Origin of the sequence: Rhodothalassium salexigens DSM 2132, from assembly GCF_004341375.1 — a bacterium.
GTDB classification, from domain to species: domain Bacteria; phylum Pseudomonadota; class Alphaproteobacteria; order Sphingomonadales; family Rhodothalassiaceae; genus Rhodothalassium; species Rhodothalassium salexigens.
The window spans coordinates 314,309-332,970 of the sequence record NZ_SLXO01000001.1 but is presented as its reverse complement, the minus strand read 5'-3'; the positions used below and the strand labels follow the sequence as shown (position 1 = coordinate 332,970).

The window sequence follows — 18,662 nt, the reverse complement described above, 5'->3', positions numbered from 1 at the left end:
GGGGTGCGCGGACCGGGATCGAATAGGATTTCTCAGCGTATTTTTCGGGTTAACGCGAACGACATGACTGGCCGGGCCTGCCGTTTATTGGCAGGCCCTTTTTGTTTTCAAGCATTCGGGGATGGAAATTTTGGGTTCAACGGCGGTTTTTTGCGTCGTCACGCCTTAAGCCGGTCGTCCGTGTGTCAGGACTTTCTCGGAAATTCAAAAAAAGTGTCACACAGCGCGTTTATACGGCGAGGGCGTCCGGCTCTGCGTCATCGGCGCGGTGGGCGCCATGGTTTTCTTTGACCCATATCCCCAGGGGGAATGATGATAAGCGCGACTCTGACGAAGAGGGCTCTTGCAGCTCTTCTGGCAACGTCGGCACTGGTAGCGTGCGGTGACGACGTCCCCGAACCGGCCGGCCCCGGTATCGTGGACCCGGCGCCCAATCCTGGCGGCGGCGACGATGGCGGCGACGGCGGTGATGGTGGCGACGGCGGCGACGGTGGCCAGACCCCCGATGCCCCCACCGACGGCGCAGAGCCGCGCGATTTCGCCAATTTCGAGTGCCCCACGGGGACCCTTGAGGTGACCGTCGGCGGCACACCGCAGTGCCAGATCTCGGGCACCATCACCGAGAATCTGACCCTGACCGCGAGTCAGACGGACGGCACGCGCACCATCTACACCCTGAACGGGGCGGTGTTCATCGGCGAGGATCTGGGGCCCGACCCGGACAATGCCAACCCCGACGGCCAGCGCGCCGTGCTCACCATCGAGCCCGGCACCACCGTCTATGGTCAGGACACGGACTCGATCCTGGTGGTCTCGCGCGGGTCTGAACTGCGCGCGCTCGGCACCGAAAACGCGCCGATCGTGTTCACCAGCGCCGAGGACGTGGATACCCAGTTCCCCAACGCCAATATCGCCGGCAGCTTCGGCCGCAGCCAGCGCTCGTTCCCGGCCGGGTCGGCAACGCGCGATCCGCACAGCGGCGAGTGGGGCGGTCTGATCCTCAACGGCCGCGCGCCGATCAATGTGGGCCTCGAAACCCAGGGCGAGGGCGATAGCGGCCTCTATGGCGGCACCGATGCGGCCGACAGCAGTGGCGTGCTCAACTATGTGCAGGTTCGCTACGCCGGTTTCGAGATCACGCCCGAGAACGAGTTGAATGGCATCGCCTTCCAAGGCGTCGGCTCGGGCACGTCGGTCGACCGGATCCAGATCCACAATAACGACGACGACGGCGTCGAATTCTTCGGTGGTACCGTCAACGCCAAGCGCGTGGTGGTGACCGGCGCCGACGACGATTCGATCGACTGGACCCAGGGTTGGCAGGGCAATCTGCAGTTCGCCGTGGTGGTCCAGAACCCCGAACAACTGGCGTCGGACAGCGGCATCGAAGCCGACAACAATTCGGACAATTTCGACATCACGCCACGCTCCAACCCGACCATCGCCAATGCGGTGTTCGTCGGCGCCAGCGGCACGCCCGACGGCGACGACGCGGTGGCCAACGATGTCGGCGGTGAAGGCTGGCACCTGCGGCGCGGCACCGGCCTGACCATCGCCAACGCGGTTGTCACCGGCTTCGACAATGGCCAAAGCCTGGAAATCAGCGACGACGCCACTTTCCCGAACCTGACCTTCCAGTCGATCGCGCTGGACAGCGCGGTGGACTTCGAAAGCCAGGAAAGCGAAGACGCGTTCCTTGCCGGCACCAACACGGTGTTCAGCAATCGCTTCGACGGCAGCCAGCCGGCCGACCCGTACGTCAATTCGCTGCGTGGTCCGTTGCCGTTCATCAGCGGTGCCCGTGAAGCGGCGATTCCGGCCGCCGACACCACCGCGCTCGGCAGCTTCTTTGACGCTGCGCCGTTCGTCGGCGGCGTCAGCGACACCGGCCCGTCGGCGGACGGGGTCACCGGCAACTGGACGCTCAATTGGACGTTCAAGTTGAACCCGGCGCCCGAGTGCCCGGTGGAAAACTCTGCCGTGTCCGACGTCGACGGCCAGTGCACGATCACCGGCACGATCACCGACAATCTGCGCCTCCAAGCCGGCATCGACTATTATCTGGATGGCGGTGTGTTCGTGGGTGAAGACGCCGGCGCCGACCCGGCGAACCCTACCCCTGACGCCGATACGGCCACGCTGACCATCGAGCCCGGCGTGACCGTGATCGGCGTCAACGAGCAGTCGCGCCTGGTGGTCAGTCGCGGCAGCCAGATCTTCGCCAACGGCACCGCCACCGCGCCGATCACCATGATCGGCCTGAAGGCCAATGGCGAGCCCATCGACGTCAACAGCGTCGACGACTTGGCCACCGTGTCGGGCCGCTGGGGCGGCTTGATCGTCAACGGTCGCGCTCAGATCAATGTGGGCCTCGAAACCCAGGGTGAGGGTGATTCGGGCTTGTATGGCGGTGTCGACGACACCGACAATAGCGGCTCGATCTCCTATCTGCGCCTGATCGGCGCCGGCTTCGAGATCACCCCTGAGAACGAGTTGAACGGCGTCGCGATGCAAGGCGTGGGCAGCGGGACGTCGGTCAACAACGTCCAGGTTCACAATAACGACGATGACGGCATCGAGTTCTTCGGCGGTGCGGTGAGCGCCAAGCGTCTGGTGATGACCGGCTCGGACGACGACTCGGTGGACTGGACCCAGGGCTGGCGCGGCAACCTTCAGTTTGTGGTCGTGGTCCAGAACCCGCGCCAACTGGCCTCCGACAGCGGCATCGAAGCCGATAACAATTCGGACAATTTCGACGCCACGCCGCGCGCCAATGCCCGCATCGCCAACGGCGTGTTCGTCGGCGCCAGCGCGCTTGACCCCAATGCGGTCAACAATGACGTGGGCGGCGAAGGCTGGCACCTGCGTCGCGGCACCGGCGCCGAGATCGTCAACTCGGTGGTCGTCGGCTTCGACAACGCCCAAAGCCTGGAGATCAGCGACGACGCCACCTTCGCAAATCTGAGCTTCACCTCGGTGGCACTCGATAGCGCGATCGACTTCGAAAGCCAGGAAACCGAAGACGCGTTCACCGCCGGCACCGACACGGTGTTCAGCCAGCGCTTCGACGGCAGCCAGCCGACCGACCCCTACGTGAACACGGTTCGCGGTCGGGCTTCGGGCCAGGTGCCGTTCATCAGCGGCAATACCGAAGTGGCGCTGACCGCGGCCGACCCGACGACGCTCGGGGGCTTCTTCGAAGCCGCGCCCTTCGTCGGCGCCGTGACCGGTGCGGATAACGACTTCACCGCCGGTTGGACCGTGTTCCTGGATCAGCAAGTGCAATCGATCCTCGACGCGCAGGCCAACTAAACCGCTCTTGTCGGGCGCTGCGGCGGCCACCGCCGCGGCGCCCGTGCGGCTTTTTTTTCAGTGACAAGACTTACAAGGTGACAGCCCCATGGCATCGCGCCTGCTGACAAAGACGGCCCTTTTGACAACCACCATCCTGGCCTCGGGGAGCGCGGCGGTCGCGCAGAGCGAAAGCGAGCCAGCGGGGAGCCAGCAACCGGTCGAGGAAATCGTCGTCACCGGGGATTTCATTCCCGACGAGAAACGCGGCACCTCGGAAATCGCCAATGTGCTCGACGCCGACGATTTTACCCGCACGGGCGATTCGGACATGGCCGCCGCGTTGCAGCGGGTCACCGGTCTGAGCCTGGTGGAGGGCAAGTATGTGTTTGTCCGGGGCCTGGGCAAACGCTATTCGAATGCCACCCTCGACGGCTCGCCGCTGCCCAGCCCCGAGCCCTTGAGCCGGGTCATTCCGTTGGACATTTTCCCCACGTCCTTCATCGGCAACACGCTGGTGCAGAAGACCTTCTCGCCGGAATACCCGGCCCAGTTCGGCGGCGGCATCATCGCCCTGCGCACCAAGCGTCTGCCCGAAGAGCGGCGGTTCCGCGTGTCTGTGTCGGCCGAGGCCAACAGCGTCACCACCTTCTCCGACGGTTTGGCGCTCAAGGGGGGCAGCCTCGACTTTCTCGGCATCGACAATGGCTACCGGTCGATCCCGGATCTGTTGGCGCAAGACCCCAATCTGGAGCAGTTCCCGACCAATTCGGCCGAGCGTGAGGCGATCGGCGAGGCGCTGCCCAATGCCTGGTCGCCGGACAATGAGCCGCTGCCGCCCGGCGTCGGTCTCGCCTTCAACTATGACGACCGGTTCGACTTCTCGGACATAAGCGTCGGCGTGCAACTGGGGCTGAGCTACGACAGTTCGTTGCAGAACCGGAACGGGATTCGCCAGGTGTTCGCCCTTGAACAGGGCGAAGTGGCGGTGAACGAATCCTACACGCCCGAGGCGTGCGTGGAGAACCTCGCGCCCTTGAACCGGACCCAGCCCGGCGTGGTCGCCGACTTCGTCGACGGCTGCGGCGTGCGCTCGACGGTCTGGGAGATCGGTCTCAACGGCTTCCTCAATGTGGGCGTCGATTTCGGCAATGACCATTCGATCAAGGCGACGCAGCTTCTGCTGCGCCAGACCACCCGCGAAAGCGTCATCGAGCAGGGCATCGACTTCGAGGGCGACCCGCGCAGCAGCGTCCGCAACGACTGGATCGAACGCCAAGTCTGGTTCAGCCAGTTGAACGGCGACCATTTCGTCAATCTGTTCGGCGGTGACGCCTTCAGCGGCGACCTGGAGATCCAGTGGCGGGCGTCCTATGCGGCGGCCGACCGGGATACGCCGTTCCGGCGCACCTATGACTATGTGCTCAACGAGGCCACCGGTCTGCTCAGCTTCGACCCGCAGACCGAGGGCAACCGCACGGTGTTCGGCGAACTGTCCGACGACCAGTATGGCGCGGGCCTCGATTTCATCCAGCCGATGAACTGGTTCGGCCGGCCGGTCGACGTGAAACTCGGCTATGCCTATGAGAAGAAAGATCGCGAATCGGCGTTCCGTCGCTATTTCTTCGACAATTTCGGCGATTTGAACCGGCAGGTGATCCCCGAGTTCATCTTCACGGAAGAGAATATCGGTCCCGATGGCCTGACCCTGTTCCCGATCTTCCAGCCGTCGGACGCGTTCACCGCCGACTTCCGCAACCACCAGGCCTATATCGGCCTCGACGCGCAGGTGATCGACACGGTTCGCGTGGCGCTCGGCGGCCGCTTCGAGGATTCGGTGCAGACCGCCGAAAGCTTCGGGCTGGTCAACGAGCAGGACGTTCTCAGCGCCAATATCGACGAGACCTACTTCCTGCCGGCGGTGACCGTGACCTGGGAATTCGCGCAGAACATGCAGCTGCGCGGCGCGTTCTCGCAGACCATCTCGCGCCCCGACCTGCGCGAGATCGCCGACACCCAGTTCCTCGACCCCGAGCGCAACCGCTTCATCCGCGGCAACCCCGATTTGGTGAATTCGGAACTGACCAACTTCGATGTCCGCTGGGAGTGGTATTTCGGCCGCCGCGACCAGATGACCCTGGGCGCCTTCTACAAAGAGATCAAAAATCCGATCGAACGGGCGATCCGCATCGAGGGCAGCAACCGGGTGATCAGCTTCTTCAACCGGGCGTTCGTCGATACCCGCACCGGCAGCACCGACGTGCGCCTGCAAGGCGGGCTGGTCCAGGCCGAGGATCTGGCCGATGTGGAGATCTTCGACACCGAGGCGGACCTGATCGGCGTCGAGTTCGAGTTGGTGAAATACTATGATGTGTCCGATCTGGTCGACTGGCAGTTCTTCGAGGACCGCGAGCTCTACCTGATCGGCAACTTCAGCTACATCGACTCGGAAGTGAACATCGACGAGAGCGTGGTCGACGAGCTGCAGTTGAGCAGCGCGACCCGGCGCCTTCAGGGCCAGTCGGAAATCATCGTCAATGCCCAGATCGGCTTCGAGGATTTCCTGGCCGGCGAGAAGCTGGCGGTGGTGCTGAACTGGCAGTCCGAACGCCTGCAAGAGGTGGGCACGCTCGGCCGACCCGACATCTTCGAACGCCCGCCGATCATGGTCGACTTCGTCTATTCGCGCGAATTCGATCTGGGTGAGACGCCCATGCAGGTGCGGTTCAGCGCGCAGAATCTCTTGAACGAAGAAGAATTCCTGAGCCAAGGTGGCGAGACGACCGAGAATTTCCAGATCGGTCGCACATTCTCCATCAGCTTGTCGGCGGAATTCTGACGCGGACACGCCGCCTTAACGGCGGATCGAGGGACCATTGAAGGCACAGTCCGGTCTTGGTGAAAGCGGCCCCGCCCGGCGCGGGGCCGCGCTTGTTGCACGGCTGGCCCAGGCGTCGTCGTCTTTGTCGTCATCGTCTTCGGCGGCTGCGGCGGCGCTGCGGCGGCGCGGTCTGGCGATCAGTCAGCCCCGCCTGGCCGGGACGGTCGAGGTGGCGGCTGTGGCGGCGCTTGCGCTGATCGTCGCCGACACCGTGTGGATGCTGGCGGCGCCCGGCGATGGTGCGGGCGGCGGCGGGCCGGCGATGGCCGCGCGCGGGGGGCCGGCACCGGCGGTCGAGGCAACGCTCGACACCACAATCCTGACCGCCTTCGACCCCTTCCACACCGCGCCCGCGCCCGGCGACGACGCCGTGCCGGCGGCGGTCGCGGCCGATGCCGGTGCGGTCGAAAGCGATCTGGATCTGACCCTGACCGGCGTGCGGCTGGGGCCGGACGGCGGCTCGGCGATCATCGCCAAGCGCACCGGCGACCAGGGCCGCTATGGCCCCGGCGACACGGTGCTCGACGGCGTGCGGGTCGAGCGCATCTTGCCCTACCGGGTGGTGCTGGCACGCGGCGGCCGGTTGGAAAGCCTCTATCTGGTCGACCGGGCGGTGCGCGACCGGCGCGGCCGGCCAGCGGCCGAGGCTGCCCCGGCCGGCGCCCCTCTTGCCGACGCCCCAGCGGGCGAGCCGGCGCCCCAGCCGAGGCCGGGGGCAACGCCCGAACCGGGGTCGGCGGGGCCGGCGGTCGCCGACGCGCGGGCGGCCGAGTTGACGGCCAAGCGGCTGATGGCGGCGGTGCAGTTTCGCCCCCGGCTCGCCGACGGGCGGTTGACCGGCTATGTGGTGATGCCGCGCGGCGAGGCGGCGTTGTTCCGCTATGCCGGTTTTGTGCCGGGGGATGTGGTGGTGGCGCTCAACGGCCGCTCGGTGGGCGAGATCCGCGACCCGGCAGCGCTCGATGCCACCCTGCGGGCGGCGGAACGGGCCGTGTTCGCGGTGGAAAGAGACGGTGCTCGCACCCGCGTGACGATCGATTTGGACGGATGAGTATGGTGATGGACACGGCGCGGACGACCATGGCACGAGCGGCGAAGACGGCGGCGGCCGGGCTTCTGGCAGGGAGCATGGCGCTGGCGCTGTGGCTGTCGGTGAGCCTCGGGGTGGCCGCACAGCCGGCCGGCGGCGGCGAGACGCTCAATTTCCGCGACGCGGACCTGGCCACGGTGATCGAGGAGATCGCCATGCTCACCGGCCGCACCTTCATCGTCGACCCGGCGGTGCGCGGCGAGGTGACGGTGATCTCGCAGACGCCGCTGGATACCGAGGGCCTGTTCCAGGTCTTGCAAAGCACCCTCGACGTCAACGGCTTCACCGCAATGCCCACCGCCAGCGGCGCCTATAAGGTGGTGCCCCGAGACGGGGTCGCCCGGCGCGGCGCGCCGATGGGTGGGCCGGACACCGGCGACACCATGGTCACCCGGGTATTCGCGCCGCGCCATATCGGCCATCTGGCGGCGCTGCGCCTGTTGCAGGGGCTGGTGGGCGAGGACGGCACGCTGGTGGCGACGCGCGGCAGCGACAAGCTGATCGCCGTGGACAGCGCCGCCAATGTGGCGCGCATGGCCGAGTTGCTGGCCGAACTGGACCGCGACCCGTCGGTGGTGCGGACGCTCAAGCTCGACAACACCGCCGCCGGCGAGATGGTCGACACGCTGCGCGCGCTCGCCGCCGAAGCCGAGGACGAGGGGGCGGCCGGGCCGGGCGCGTTGCGCATCGTCGGCGTGGCCAGCACCAACAGCATCGTGCTCAAGGGCCGCCCCGACTTGGTCGAGCGCTATCTGCCGATCGCCCGCCAACTGGACGCCGACAATGAGACCGGCGGCGACATCCGGGTGGTCTATCTCAAGCACGCCAAGGCCGAGGAAATGGCCAGCCTGTTGCAGCAGGTGGCCAACCAGCTGGCCGCCCAGCGCAGCCCCGACGGTCAGGGCCAGGGCGGCCGGCTGGAGACCAGCATCGGCGTCCACGCCGAGACCAATTCGTTGATCGTCAACGGCCCGCCCGACGTGCAGAAATTGCTCGACGAGGTGATCTCCAAGCTCGACATCCGCCGCCCGCAGGTGCTCGTCGAAGCGATCATCGTCGAAATGTCCGACTCCGCCGCGCGCGAGTTGGGCCTGCAATATGTGCTCGGCGGCGGCGACGGCAATCTGCCGTTCACGGTCACCAATTTCTCGCAAAGCGCGCCCAACATCCTGGCCGCCACCGGCGCGGTCACCCTCGACGACCAGTTGGACGACGATGACGACGCGCTCGACAATGTGCGCCAGGCGGCGATCAACTCGCTGTTGAACGTCAACGGCTTCATCGGCGGGTTCGCGGGCCAGACCGACAATGGCACGCTGTTCGGCTTCATCCTCAACGCGCTCGACCGCGACGTGCAGTCGAACGTGCTGTCGACGCCGTCGGTGATGACCCTGGACAATTCCGAGGCGCGCATCAATGTGGGCCAGGAAATCCCCATCACCACCGGCGAGGCGCTCGGCGCCAACAACCAGAACCCGTTCCGCACCGTGGAGCGCCAGGATGTGGGCGTGATCCTGGAGGTGGTCCCGCAGATCAGCGAGGGCAATTCGATCCGCCTGTTCATCCGCCAGGAGGTGTCGAGCGTCGAAGGCCCGGCGACCGCCAACGCCGTCGACCTGATCACCAACCAGCGCGAGATCGAGACCACGGTGCTCGCCGACGACGGCGAGATCATCGTGCTCGGCGGGCTGATCGAGGACGACGAACGGGTCACCGTCGACGCGGTGCCGTTGCTCGGCGACATTCCCGGCCTCGGCCGGCTGTTCCGCAGCGAGGGTCGCAGCCGCCAGCGCACCAATCTGATGGTGTTCCTGCGCCCGAGCATCGTGCGCGGCGTCGAGGACGTGCGCCGGGTCACCGATCAGAAGTATAACTATATCCGCTCGGAACAGATCCGCCGCTCGGGCGACGGCCAGTCGACGCTCGACCTGTTCACCGATCAGGTGCTCACCCCCGACGCGGCAGCCCGCGAGCAGCCCTAAGGGCGCCCGAAAAAAGTGCAATGACGATGGCAACCACGGTCGATAAGCCCAATCCGATGCTGAGCTATCCCTTCGCCAAGGAGAAGGGGGTGCTGCTGCTTGACCCGCCGGCCCCGGGGGCCGATTGGGGCGCTGGGCCGGTGCGCGTGGGGCTGCGCCAGGGGGCCCGCCACCGGCCGCTGATCGAGGTGCGGCGCGCGCTCGGCCGGCCGCTGGCGATCGAGACGTTGGCGCCCGGCGAGTTCGACCGCCGGCTGTCGGAACTCTATGCCCTCGACGGCTTCGACGCCGACGGTTTCGCCGCCGAGGACGAGGCCGGTGCCGGCGACGATCTGTCCAGCCTGCTCGAAGACATGCCGCGCACCGCCGACCTGCTGGACGCCGACGACGATGCACCGATCATCCGGCTGATCAACGGCGTGATTGGCGAGGCGGTGCGCCAGAACGCCTCCGACATCCATGTGGAGCCGTTCGAGGGCCATCTCGCGATCCGCCTGCGCGTCGACGGGGTGTTGCAGGAGGTGGCCGATCTGGGCGTGCGTCTGGCGCCGGTGATCGTGTCGCGGATCAAGGTGATGGCGCGCATGGACATCGCCGAGAAGCGGGTGCCCCAGGACGGCCGCATTTCGCTCGCCCTGGGCGGACGCAGCCTCGACGTGCGCGTGTCGACGCTGCCGTCGCGCCATGGCGAGCGGGTGGTGTTGCGCCTGCTCGACAAGGACCAGGCGCATTTCCACATGGACCAGTTGGGCATGCCCGCGGCGACCCTGGCGGCGTTCGAGCGCGGCCTCGCCGAGCCCAACGGCATCATCCTGGTCACCGGCCCCACGGGCTCGGGCAAGACCACCACGCTTTATGCCGGCCTGGCGAGCTTGAACGACGCCAGCCGCAACATCCTGACCGTCGAAGACCCGGTGGAATACGCCCTCGACGGCGTCGGCCAGACCCAGGTGCAGCCCAAGGTGGGCATGACCTTCGCCGCCGGCCTGCGCGCGATCCTGCGCCAGGACCCCGACGTGGTGATGGTCGGCGAGATCCGCGACCTGGAGACCGTGCAGATCGCCGTGCAGGCCAGCCTGACCGGCCATCTGGTGCTGTCCACGGTGCACACCAACAGCGCCGTCGCCGCGATCACCCGGCTGCGCGACATGGGCGTCGAGCCGTTCCTGCTCGCCTCGACGGTCAAGGTCATCCTGGCCCAGCGGCTGGTGCGCCGGCTTTGTCCGGCGTGTCGCAGCCCCCACGCACCGACACCGGGAGAAGCCCAGTTGTTCGAGGGCTGGAGCGCGGTGCCCGCGGTGCTGCACCGCCCGGTGGGCTGCGAGGCGTGCAACCGCACCGGCTTCGCCGGCCGGGTCGGGCTTTATGAACTGGTCGAGGTGGACGAGACCCTGCGCGCCATGATCCACGACGACGCCCGCGAACAGGCCCTGGCCGACCACGCCTTCCGCGACGCCGACACGCTGTTGCGCAGCGGCCTGCGCCATGTGGCGGCGGGCACCACCTCGCTCGACGAGGTGATGCGGGTGACCCGGCGCGACCGGGCGGGGGGCGGTGCCGGGGCGAACGGATCGGTGAGCGATGGCGGCCTTTGAGTATGAGGCGCTCGACGGGCGCGGGCGCACCCGGCGCGGCGTCGTCTCGGCCGACACCGCCCGGCTCGCCCGGCGTGAGCTTAAGCGCCGACAACTGGTCCCGCTCAAGCTGGTGGCCACCGATGCGGGGCCAGGAGCAGGGCCAGGAGCAGGGGTCGGTGCAGGGGTGGGTGCAGGGCCGGGCGCGCGGGTCGGCGACGGCGAGGCGGGCGGCGCGCCGGGCCTGGGTGCCCGGCTCGCCCGGTTGCGCCCGGCCCCCCGGCTGTCGGCCAAGGAGGTGGTGCTGGTCACCCGCCAGCTGGCGACGCTGATCTCGGCGGCGGCGCCGGTGGAAGAGGCGCTCAACACCGTGGCGCTGCAAAGCGACCGGCCGCTGGTGCGCAAGGTGTTGTTGTCGGTGCGCGCGCAGGTGATGGAGGGCCAGCGGTTGGGCGACGCGCTCGCCCGCCACCCCGACAGCTTTTCCCCTCTCTATCGCTCGATGGTCGCGGCGGGCGAGGCGGCGGGCAGCCTTGGGCCGGTGATGGAGCGGCTGGCCGACTATCTCGAACGGACCCACGCGATGCGCGCCAAGGTGGTTTCGGCGCTGGTCTATCCGGCGTTTCTGGCGGTCACCGCGCTGGCGGTGGTGGTGCTGTTGATGGCCTTCGTGGTGCCCAAGGTGGCCGAGCAATTCGACCATCTGGGCCAGGCGCTGCCCTGGCTGACCCGGGCGATGATGGCGCTGGCCGAGGCGTTGCAGGCCTATGGCGCGGCGGCGTTGGTGGCGCTCCTGGTGCTTGGGATGGTGGCTGTGCGGGCGCTCAAGCGGCCGGGCGTGCGCGAACGGGTCGACCGCTGGGTGCTGGCGCTGCCGCTGGTCGGCCGGCTGGCGCGCGAGATGAACGCAGCCCGGCTGGCGCGCACGCTCGCCACCCTGATCGCCAGCGGCACGCCGGTGCTCGAAGGGCTGGCGGCGGCGCGCAACACGCTCGCCAACAGCTATCTCAAGGCGTCGCTCACCCAAGTGATCGCCCAGGTGCGCGAGGGCTCGGGGCTGGCCGGCGCGCTGCGCAAGACCGGCGCATTTCCGCCGCTGGTGGTCTATATGGCGGCCATGGGCGAGAAGGGCGGCCGGCTCGACGAGATGCTGGGCAAGGCCGCCGACTATATGGAAGCCGAGTTCGAGGACGTGACGCGCACCGCGCTCAGCCTGCTCGAACCGGCGATCATCGTTGTCATGGGGGGCGCGGTGGGCCTGATCGTGTTGGCGATCATGCTGCCGATCCTGCAACTGAACACGCTGGCGCTCTAGCCCGCGATGGCGAAGGAGAGACGAGACATGGCCGAACACAAGCTGCAACAGCCGCCGCAAACCCCGGCGCCCAACACCGACCCGAACCGGGCACCGCGCCTGCGCGGCCGGCACGGCCGGCGCGGCGACCGTGGCGTCACCCTGGTGGAATTGATGGTGGTGCTGGTGATCCTGGGGCTGTTGGCCACCGTGGTGGTGGTCAATGTGTTGCCGGCGCAGGACACCGCCATGGTCACCAAGGCGCGCAGCGACATCGCCAACCTGGAAAGCGCGCTCAAGATGTACCGGCTGGACAATCTGAGCTACCCGACCACCGACCAGGGCCTGGAAGCGCTGGTCGACCGGCCCGAGGGGCTGGCGCAACCGGGCCGCTACCGCGACGGCGGCTATATCGACCGGCTGCCCGCCGACCCCTGGGGCAATCCCTATCAGTATGTGCGCCCGGGCGAACACGGCGCCTATGACCTTTATTCCACCGGCGCCGACGGCCGCGTCGGCGGCGAGGACCTGAACGCGGATATCGGCAATTGGCAGGACCCGGATCAACAGGGCTGACCCCGGCCGGGCCCGGGGGCGCGCGTGGCGATCATGCCGCCGGCTTTTCGCTGGTCGAGTTCATGATGGTGCTGGTGATCCTGGGGCTGGTCAGCGGGGCGGTGGCGCTGACCCTGCCGCCGGGCCGGGCAAGCCTGGCCGACGAGGCGGGGATGTTGGTCGCCCGGCTGTCCCGCGCCGGCGACGAGGCGGTGATCTCGGGCGCCGCCTTGGGCGTGCGCGTGGACGCGCACGGCTACGGCTTCTGGCGCCGGCGCCAGGGCCAGTGGTTGGCGTTCACCGGCGAGGGCCTGTTCGCGCCGCAAGCCTGGCACGCCGGCACCCAGGCCGACCTGGTCGAGGCCGGCGGTTGGTTCGCGCTCGACATCGCCGCCGACGCCGACCCGCGCGCCACCCCGCCGGCGATCCGCTTCTACCCCGACGGCACCGCCACCGCCTTCACCCTGCGCCTGAGCCGCCGGGGCCAAGACCTTGTCATCGAAGGCGACCCCGCAGGCGCCATACGGGTCGCCGATGGCCGGGAGCCCGGCCGCTGATGCGCCCGCAACCGCCCCGAATGCGCCGAGCGCCCGGGACCACAGGACCGGTGCGGGTGACAGGACCGGCCCGGGCGACCCGGGCGAGCCGGGGGGCGACCGGGGCCGGCTTCACGCTGGTCGAGGTGCTGGTGGCGCTGGCGGTGTTCGCCATCGCTGCGGTGGCGCTGCTCGCCGCCCAGGGCCACCAGGCGCGCACCATGGCGGCCTTGGAGGCGCGGGTGCTGGCCGAGGTGGTGGCCGAAAACCGGCTCGCCGAGGCGATGGTCGCGCCGGCGGCACCGCGCCCCGGCACCCGGCGCGGCGAAACCGTGCTGGCCGACCGCGCCTTCGCCTGGACCGAGCGGGTGTCGCCGGCGGCCCAGACCGGCTTGGTGCGCGTCCAGGTCGCGGTGACGCTGGCCGACAGCGACCGGCTGCTGGTCGACCTGACCGGGTTGCGGCGACCATGAGGCGCCGGGCCCATGGCGCCGGGCGCGGCGTTGCGGCCGGCTTCACGCTGGTGGAGATGCTGGTCGCCCTGGCGCTGTTTTCGCTGGTTGCGGCGGCCGGGGCGGGCGTGTTGGGCCAGACCCTGGTGGCGCGCGACGCCATCGCCGACAAGGACCGGCTGTTGCGCCGCTTCCAGGTGGCGCGTGCGCTGTTGAAGGACGATCTGGGCCAGATCGCGCCCATGGCGGTCCGCGGCGCCTTCGGCGGCGTCGAGACCGCGGGGTTCCGGGGCGGCATCGGCCCGGACGCCGACGCGCCGATCCTTGCCTTCGTCCGCCGGGGGGTCGCCAACCCCAACGCCCGGGCGGCGCGCGGCTCGCTGGGCTTCGTGACCTATGCCTTGCGCGACGGCGACCTGGTGCGCACCACCCGCGCCCGGGTTCACGCCACGCCCGACACGCCGGCGCTCGACCGGGTGCTGCTGTCGGGCGTCGCGGACCTGACGCTCAGCTTTCGCAACGATCAGGGCTGGGTCGGGCAGTGGCGCGTGGTCGGCACCGACCCGGCACGCCTGCCGCGCGCGGTGGCCGTGGAGATGACCGTGGCGGGGCTGGGCCGGGTGCGCCAGGTGTTCCCGACGCCGGGCGCGGGGGCGCGGCCGTGAGCGCCCGGACCGAGCCACGCCAGCGCCCCAGCCGCCCCGCGCGTGGCGGGTGCCCCGCGCGCGGCGAGCGCGGCGCGGTGTTGATCACCGTGCTGGTGCTGGTGGCGGTCATGGGCGTGGTCGCGGCGACGATCCTGGACGATGTGCGCTTCGGCGTGCGCCGGGCGCTCAACATGCGGCTGGCCGATCAGGCGCGCTGGCACCTGCTGGCCACCGAAGATCTGGCGCGTGCGGCGATCCGGGCCAGTTGGCGCGCCGAACCGGCGATCTCGACCCTGGGCAGCGCCTGGGCCACCGCCCCCCAGCGCTTCCCCGTGGACGGCGGGTTTCTGGAGGGAGCGATCCGCGACGGCGGCAATTGCTTCAACCTCAACAGCCTGGTGGACGGCGTGCCGGGCCGGCGCTTGGAGGCCAATGACGCCGCCGTCGACGAATACCGGCGGCTGTTGCGCCTGCTGGGCGTTTCGCCCGGCCAGGCGGCGGCGCTTGCCAACGCTGCGGTCGACTGGCTCGACACCGACACGACGCCACGCGACGGCGGCGCGGAAGACATCCAGTACGCCCGGCGCGATCCGCCGGGCCGGGCTGGCAATACGCTGATGGCCGAGGCCAGCGAATTGCGCGGCGTGATCGGCTATAGCCGGGCGCTCTACCGCACGCTGCGGCCGTTCGTGTGCGCGCTCGACAGCACCGCGCCGGCGGTGTTGAACATCAATACCCTGCGCGTGGACCAGGCGCCGTTGTTGGCCGCGCTGGTGGGCGAGGGGCTGGCCCTCGACCGGGCCGCCGACCTGATCGCCGCGCGCCCGGCCGCCGGCTATCGCCGCGCTGAGCAACTGTGGGCCGAGCGCGCGTTCGACGAGGTGGCGCTCGACGCCGCCACCCGGGCGCGGGTCGACGTGCAGACCTGGGTCTATGCGCTGTCGTCGCGGGTCATCGTGCACGACGCCTATGCCGAGGGCAGCGCCTTGTTCCGCCTGCGCCCGTCGGGGCGGATCGAGCTGTTGGCCCGCCGCTATGGAGAGGACGAATGACCGCCAAGATCGTGGTGATGCTGCCCGACCCGGCGCCGCCCGGTGACGCCGCCGGCGACCGCGCAACAGCGCCGGTCCCGGCGCCGCTGGCCTGGGCGCTGGTGCCCGACGCCCCCGCTGTGCCCCCCGCCGCCGACGCCGCTGCCGAGCCATGGGCGCCGCCGGGCCCGAGCGGCCGGGTCGACCGGCCCGAGGATCTGGCCGACGCCTTGCGCGCGGCGGGGGTCGGGATTGGTGGAGACGCGGGCGCCAAGGCCGCTGGCCGGCCCGCGCGCGCGAAGCTGGTGGCGGTGGTGCCGGGCCAGGCGGTGTTGTGCCGGCCGGTTCAACTGGTCGCGCGCACCGACCGACAGGCGCGCGCCGCGCTGGGCTTTCTGCTCGAAGACGATCTGGCGGTCGAGGGCGCGGATTTGCACCTGGCGGTGTCGGCGCCGGCCGACGCCGGGGACAGCAGTGGCACCGGCACAGGCGCCGGCGACCGGCTTGCCGCCGCCGTCGATGCCACCGCCATGGCGGCGTGGATGGAGATGCTGGCGCGTACCGGCCTGTCGGTCGAGGCGGTGGTGCCCGACTATCTGGCGCTTTGTCCGGCGCCGGGCGAGCTTTGGGTCGCCGACGCCGGCGACGGCACGGTTTTGGTGGGCGAGGGCGCGGGCGTCGGCGCCCGACCGGTGGCCCAGGGCTACCGGGTCGAGGCCGGGCTGGCCGCCGCCCTGATCGACGAGACGCTGGCCGCCGGCGCGCCGCTGCAAGCCCATCTGCTGGGCGACCCGGGCCGGCTGCCGGCGCCGAGCCAGGGCTGGGGCGACACGCCGGTGGTGCGCCAGCCGGGCGCGGCGTTGGCGGCGCTGCTGGCACGGCGCCTGGGCCGTGGCACGGCGCCGGCCTTGTCGCTGTTGCAGGGCGCCCATGCGCCGAGCGGGTCGTGGCACGAGGCGCTGGCGCCCTGGCGCCCGGCGCTGGCGCTGGCGGCGGCGGTGCTGGTGACGCTGGCCCTGTCGGTGGCGCTCGAAGCCTGGCGCCTCGACGCCCGGGCCGAGGCGCTCCACGCCCGCGCCGGCGCGGTGCTGCGCGAGACCTTCCCCGAGGTCGGCCGGGTGGTCAATCCGCGCACCCAGATGGCGACCCGGGTCGCCGCGCTGCGCGCCACCGGGCCCGACCCGGCGGGCTCCTATCTGGACCTGGCGGCGATCCTGTTCGAGAGCCTGGGCGAGATCGACGGCGCGCGCATCGAGCGGTTGCGCTATGACGGGGCGGCGGGGTCGTTGACCGCCGAGGTGCGGCTCGGCTCGTTCGGCCAGATCGAACGCTTGCGCGCTGCGGTGGACCGGCGCGGCGGCGCGCTCGACGAAGGCGCGTCGCGCCAGGAGGCAGGCCAGGTGATCGGTGACGTCACGGTGAGGCGGCGATGAACGGTTTTTGGCAAGATCGAAGCCCGCGCGAGCGGGGGCTGATCGCCGTGGCGGCGGCGATCCTGATTGTTCTGGCCGGCCAGATGCTGGTCTATCGGCCGTTGATGGCCGCGCGCGCCGAGGCTGCCGCCGCCGCGCGCGCGGCCGCTGCGCTGCTGGGCGCGGTCGAAGCCGGCGCGGCCGAGGCCCGGCGGCTCAAGGCCGCGGGTGGCGGGCAGGCCGAGACCGGCGGGGATCGGCCCGCGGCCGGGCAGGCGCCGAGCGTGCGCCAACTGGCCAACGCAGCGGCGCGCCGACACGGGCTGCGGATCGCGCGGTTGCGCCCCGACGAGGCCGGCGGCCTGACCGTCTGGGTCGACGCGGTGCGCGCGCCGACGCTGCACGCTTGGCTGGTGGAGTTGTTCCGCGATCACGGGCTGGTGGTGCGCCGCGCCACCCTGACCCGCGCCGACGACGGCGCTATGGTGGCGGCCCAGGTACAGATTGCCCGAGCCGGCGCGGTGTCGGACGGCACCTCAGGAGACCGCCGATGACCCAAACGACCCCCGAAACGGTCGCGAAAACCGGCGCCGGCAGGGGCCTGTGGCGCCGACGGTCGGTCCGGCTGGGGCTGGTGTTCGTGGCTGTGTTGCTGGCGGCTCTTGTGGCCACCGTGCCCCTGTCGGTGGCGGTGCGGCTGGCCGGGCTGCCCGCCGGGGTCGCCCATGGCGGCGCCCATGGCACGGTTTGGGGCGGCCGGCTGGAGGCGGTGCGGGTCCATGGCGCCGATCTGGGCCGGGTGCAACTGGCGCTGCGGCCGCTGGCGCTGCTGTCCGGTCGCTGGCGGCTCGACTGGTTCGCCGACGGCCGGTCGGCGCTCGGCCAGGGGCGGCTGGAAACCGGCCTGCTGGGCGGCGGCTGGACGCTCAGCCGCACCCGGCTGCAGGTGGACCTGGCCGATATGGGGCTGCCGCTGCCGGTCGCCCCCTTGGGTCGGGCGTGGCTGGAGGCCGAGCGGCTGGTCTGGCGCGCCGACGGCTGCGGGGCGGCCGAGGCGACCGCCGGCACCGACGTGCTGGCCGCCAATGCCGAGGCGCTCAACTGGCGCGGCCCCCGCCTCGACGGCCCGGTCCAGTGCCAGGCGGGCCGGCTGGTGGCGCGGCTGACCGGGGCGACCCCGGCCGGTGGCACCGCCGACCCGGCATCGGGCGCCGGCACGACCGAGGCCCGGCTGACCCTGTCCGTGGCGCCCGAGGGCTTGGCGCGCGCCCGGCTGCGGCTGGCCGGCGACGACCCGCGCTTGGGCTTCAGCCTGCCGCTCGTCGGGTTCGAGCGGCGCGACGGGGGCTATGTGCTGGAGATGGAAAGGGCATGGCGATGACCGAATGGCGACCCCGGCGGGTGCTGGCCCTGGCGGCCTTGGGCGCGCTGGCCGGCTGCGTGGACGCGGGCGAGCGGACGCCCGAGCCCTCGGCCAAGCCGTCGGATGCCGCGACGCCGGCCGCGACCGGCGGCGTCGCCGGGGCTGAGCGGGTCGGCATGCTCCCGGCTCAGGAACTGCCGGCGGGCGAATGCGGGCTGTTCCTGTGGCCCAAGCAGGTCAACGCCCGGCTGCTGCTGTTCAGCCTCAGCGGCGAGGCGACGGCGCGGCTGATGCTCGACGGGCGCGAGCGCACCTTGCCGCGCACCGCCGCCGAGGGACCGTCCTATTACGGCCAGTTCCTGCGCCAGACCTTCGCCGCCGACGGCTTCGAGGTGGCGGTGCGGCTGGTCGCCGAGCCGGGGCAGGGGGTGGTCAATGGCGCGCTGGTGCGCCGGGCGAGCGTCCGGGTGGTGGCTGAGGACGGCTGGCGCTATGTGCTGCCCGCAGCCGGGCTGATCGCCTGCGAACCGCCCGACTGAGCGCGCCCGGGCACT

The 18,662-nt window shown here is 70.3% G+C and carries 15 protein-coding genes; all 15 read left to right on the top strand.

Features of this window, described 5'->3' with window-relative positions:
- The first annotated feature begins 417 nt into the window (after positions 1-417).
- The gene (locus tag EV659_RS01425; RefSeq protein WP_132706781.1) at positions 418-3,312 is read left to right on the top strand and encodes a hypothetical protein; all 2,895 of its coding nucleotides are present in this window, start codon (positions 418-420) and stop codon (positions 3,310-3,312) included.
- Between the two features lie 121 nt (positions 3,313-3,433).
- A complete protein-coding gene (locus EV659_RS01420) occupies positions 3,434-6,130 on the top strand; it encodes a TonB-dependent receptor domain-containing protein (protein ID WP_165878642.1) in 2,697 nt (898 codons plus the stop codon).
- Between the two features lie 124 nt (positions 6,131-6,254).
- Positions 6,255-7,223, top strand: a complete 969-nt coding sequence (locus EV659_RS01415; protein ID WP_132706777.1) for a type II secretion system protein N — start codon at positions 6,255-6,257, stop codon at positions 7,221-7,223.
- On the top strand, positions 7,220-9,244 hold the full coding sequence (gspD, locus tag EV659_RS01410; protein WP_132706776.1) for a type II secretion system secretin GspD: 2,025 nt from the start codon (positions 7,220-7,222) through the stop codon (positions 9,242-9,244). The genes EV659_RS01415 and gspD overlap by 4 nt, the downstream gene beginning before the upstream one ends.
- 26 nt (positions 9,245-9,270) lie before the next feature.
- Positions 9,271-10,839, top strand: coding sequence for a type II secretion system ATPase GspE (gene gspE / locus EV659_RS01405; protein WP_132707157.1), 1,569 nt, complete (start codon positions 9,271-9,273; stop codon positions 10,837-10,839).
- Complete coding sequence (gspF, locus tag EV659_RS01400) at positions 10,826-12,133, top strand: type II secretion system inner membrane protein GspF (RefSeq protein ID WP_132706774.1); 1,308 nt, start codon at positions 10,826-10,828, stop codon at positions 12,131-12,133. Before gspE ends, gspF begins: the two co-directional genes overlap by 14 nt.
- Before the next feature lie 27 nt (positions 12,134-12,160).
- A complete protein-coding gene (gene gspG, locus EV659_RS01395) occupies positions 12,161-12,688 on the top strand; it encodes a type II secretion system major pseudopilin GspG (protein ID WP_132706772.1) in 528 nt (175 codons plus the stop codon).
- Entirely contained in the window at positions 12,661-13,224 is a 564-nt protein-coding gene (gene gspH / locus EV659_RS01390) for a type II secretion system minor pseudopilin GspH (protein ID WP_132706770.1), read from the top strand. The genes gspG and gspH overlap by 28 nt, the downstream gene beginning before the upstream one ends.
- Before the next feature lie 56 nt (positions 13,225-13,280).
- Entirely contained in the window at positions 13,281-13,676 is a 396-nt protein-coding gene (gene gspI, locus EV659_RS01385) for a type II secretion system minor pseudopilin GspI (protein ID WP_200287620.1), read from the top strand.
- The gene (gene gspJ, locus EV659_RS01380; protein WP_132706768.1) at positions 13,673-14,320 is read left to right on the top strand and encodes a type II secretion system minor pseudopilin GspJ; all 648 of its coding nucleotides are present in this window, start codon (positions 13,673-13,675) and stop codon (positions 14,318-14,320) included. Before gspI ends, gspJ begins: the two co-directional genes overlap by 4 nt.
- A complete protein-coding gene (gene gspK / locus EV659_RS01375; RefSeq protein WP_132706766.1) occupies positions 14,317-15,354 on the top strand; it encodes a type II secretion system minor pseudopilin GspK in 1,038 nt (345 codons plus the stop codon). The genes gspJ and gspK overlap by 4 nt, the downstream gene beginning before the upstream one ends.
- A complete protein-coding gene (gene gspL / locus EV659_RS01370) occupies positions 15,351-16,766 on the top strand; it encodes a type II secretion system protein GspL (protein ID WP_132706764.1) in 1,416 nt (471 codons plus the stop codon). Before gspK ends, gspL begins: the two co-directional genes overlap by 4 nt.
- Positions 16,763-17,299, top strand: coding sequence for a type II secretion system protein GspM (gene gspM, locus EV659_RS01365; RefSeq protein ID WP_132706762.1), 537 nt, complete (start codon positions 16,763-16,765; stop codon positions 17,297-17,299). The genes gspL and gspM overlap by 4 nt, the downstream gene beginning before the upstream one ends.
- A complete protein-coding gene (gspN, locus tag EV659_RS01360; RefSeq protein ID WP_132706761.1) occupies positions 17,296-18,126 on the top strand; it encodes a type II secretion system protein N in 831 nt (276 codons plus the stop codon). Before gspM ends, gspN begins: the two co-directional genes overlap by 4 nt.
- Positions 18,123-18,647 carry a hypothetical protein gene (locus tag EV659_RS01355; protein WP_132706759.1) on the top strand — a complete coding sequence of 175 codons (525 nt, stop codon included), beginning with the start codon at positions 18,123-18,125 and terminating at the stop codon, positions 18,645-18,647. Before gspN ends, EV659_RS01355 begins: the two co-directional genes overlap by 4 nt.
- Positions 18,648-18,662 lie beyond the last annotated feature (15 nt).

Coding starts and splice junctions, on each gene's coding strand:
- EV659_RS01355 (WP_132706759.1), top strand. CDS start 18,123: ATGACCGAATGGCGACCCCGGCGGGTGCTGGCCCTGGCGGCCTTGGGC.
- gspJ (WP_132706768.1), top strand. CDS start 13,673: ATGAGGCGCCGGGCCCATGGCGCCGGGCGCGGCGTTGCGGCCGGCTTC.
- gspF (WP_132706774.1), top strand. CDS start 10,826: ATGGCGGCCTTTGAGTATGAGGCGCTCGACGGGCGCGGGCGCACCCGG.
- gspG (WP_132706772.1), top strand. CDS start 12,161: ATGGCCGAACACAAGCTGCAACAGCCGCCGCAAACCCCGGCGCCCAAC.
- gspD (WP_132706776.1), top strand. CDS start 7,220: ATGAGTATGGTGATGGACACGGCGCGGACGACCATGGCACGAGCGGCG.
- gspL (WP_132706764.1), top strand. CDS start 15,351: ATGACCGCCAAGATCGTGGTGATGCTGCCCGACCCGGCGCCGCCCGGT.
- gspN (WP_132706761.1), top strand. CDS start 17,296: ATGACCCAAACGACCCCCGAAACGGTCGCGAAAACCGGCGCCGGCAGG.
- gspM (WP_132706762.1), top strand. CDS start 16,763: ATGAACGGTTTTTGGCAAGATCGAAGCCCGCGCGAGCGGGGGCTGATC.
- gspE (WP_132707157.1), top strand. CDS start 9,271: ATGGCAACCACGGTCGATAAGCCCAATCCGATGCTGAGCTATCCCTTC.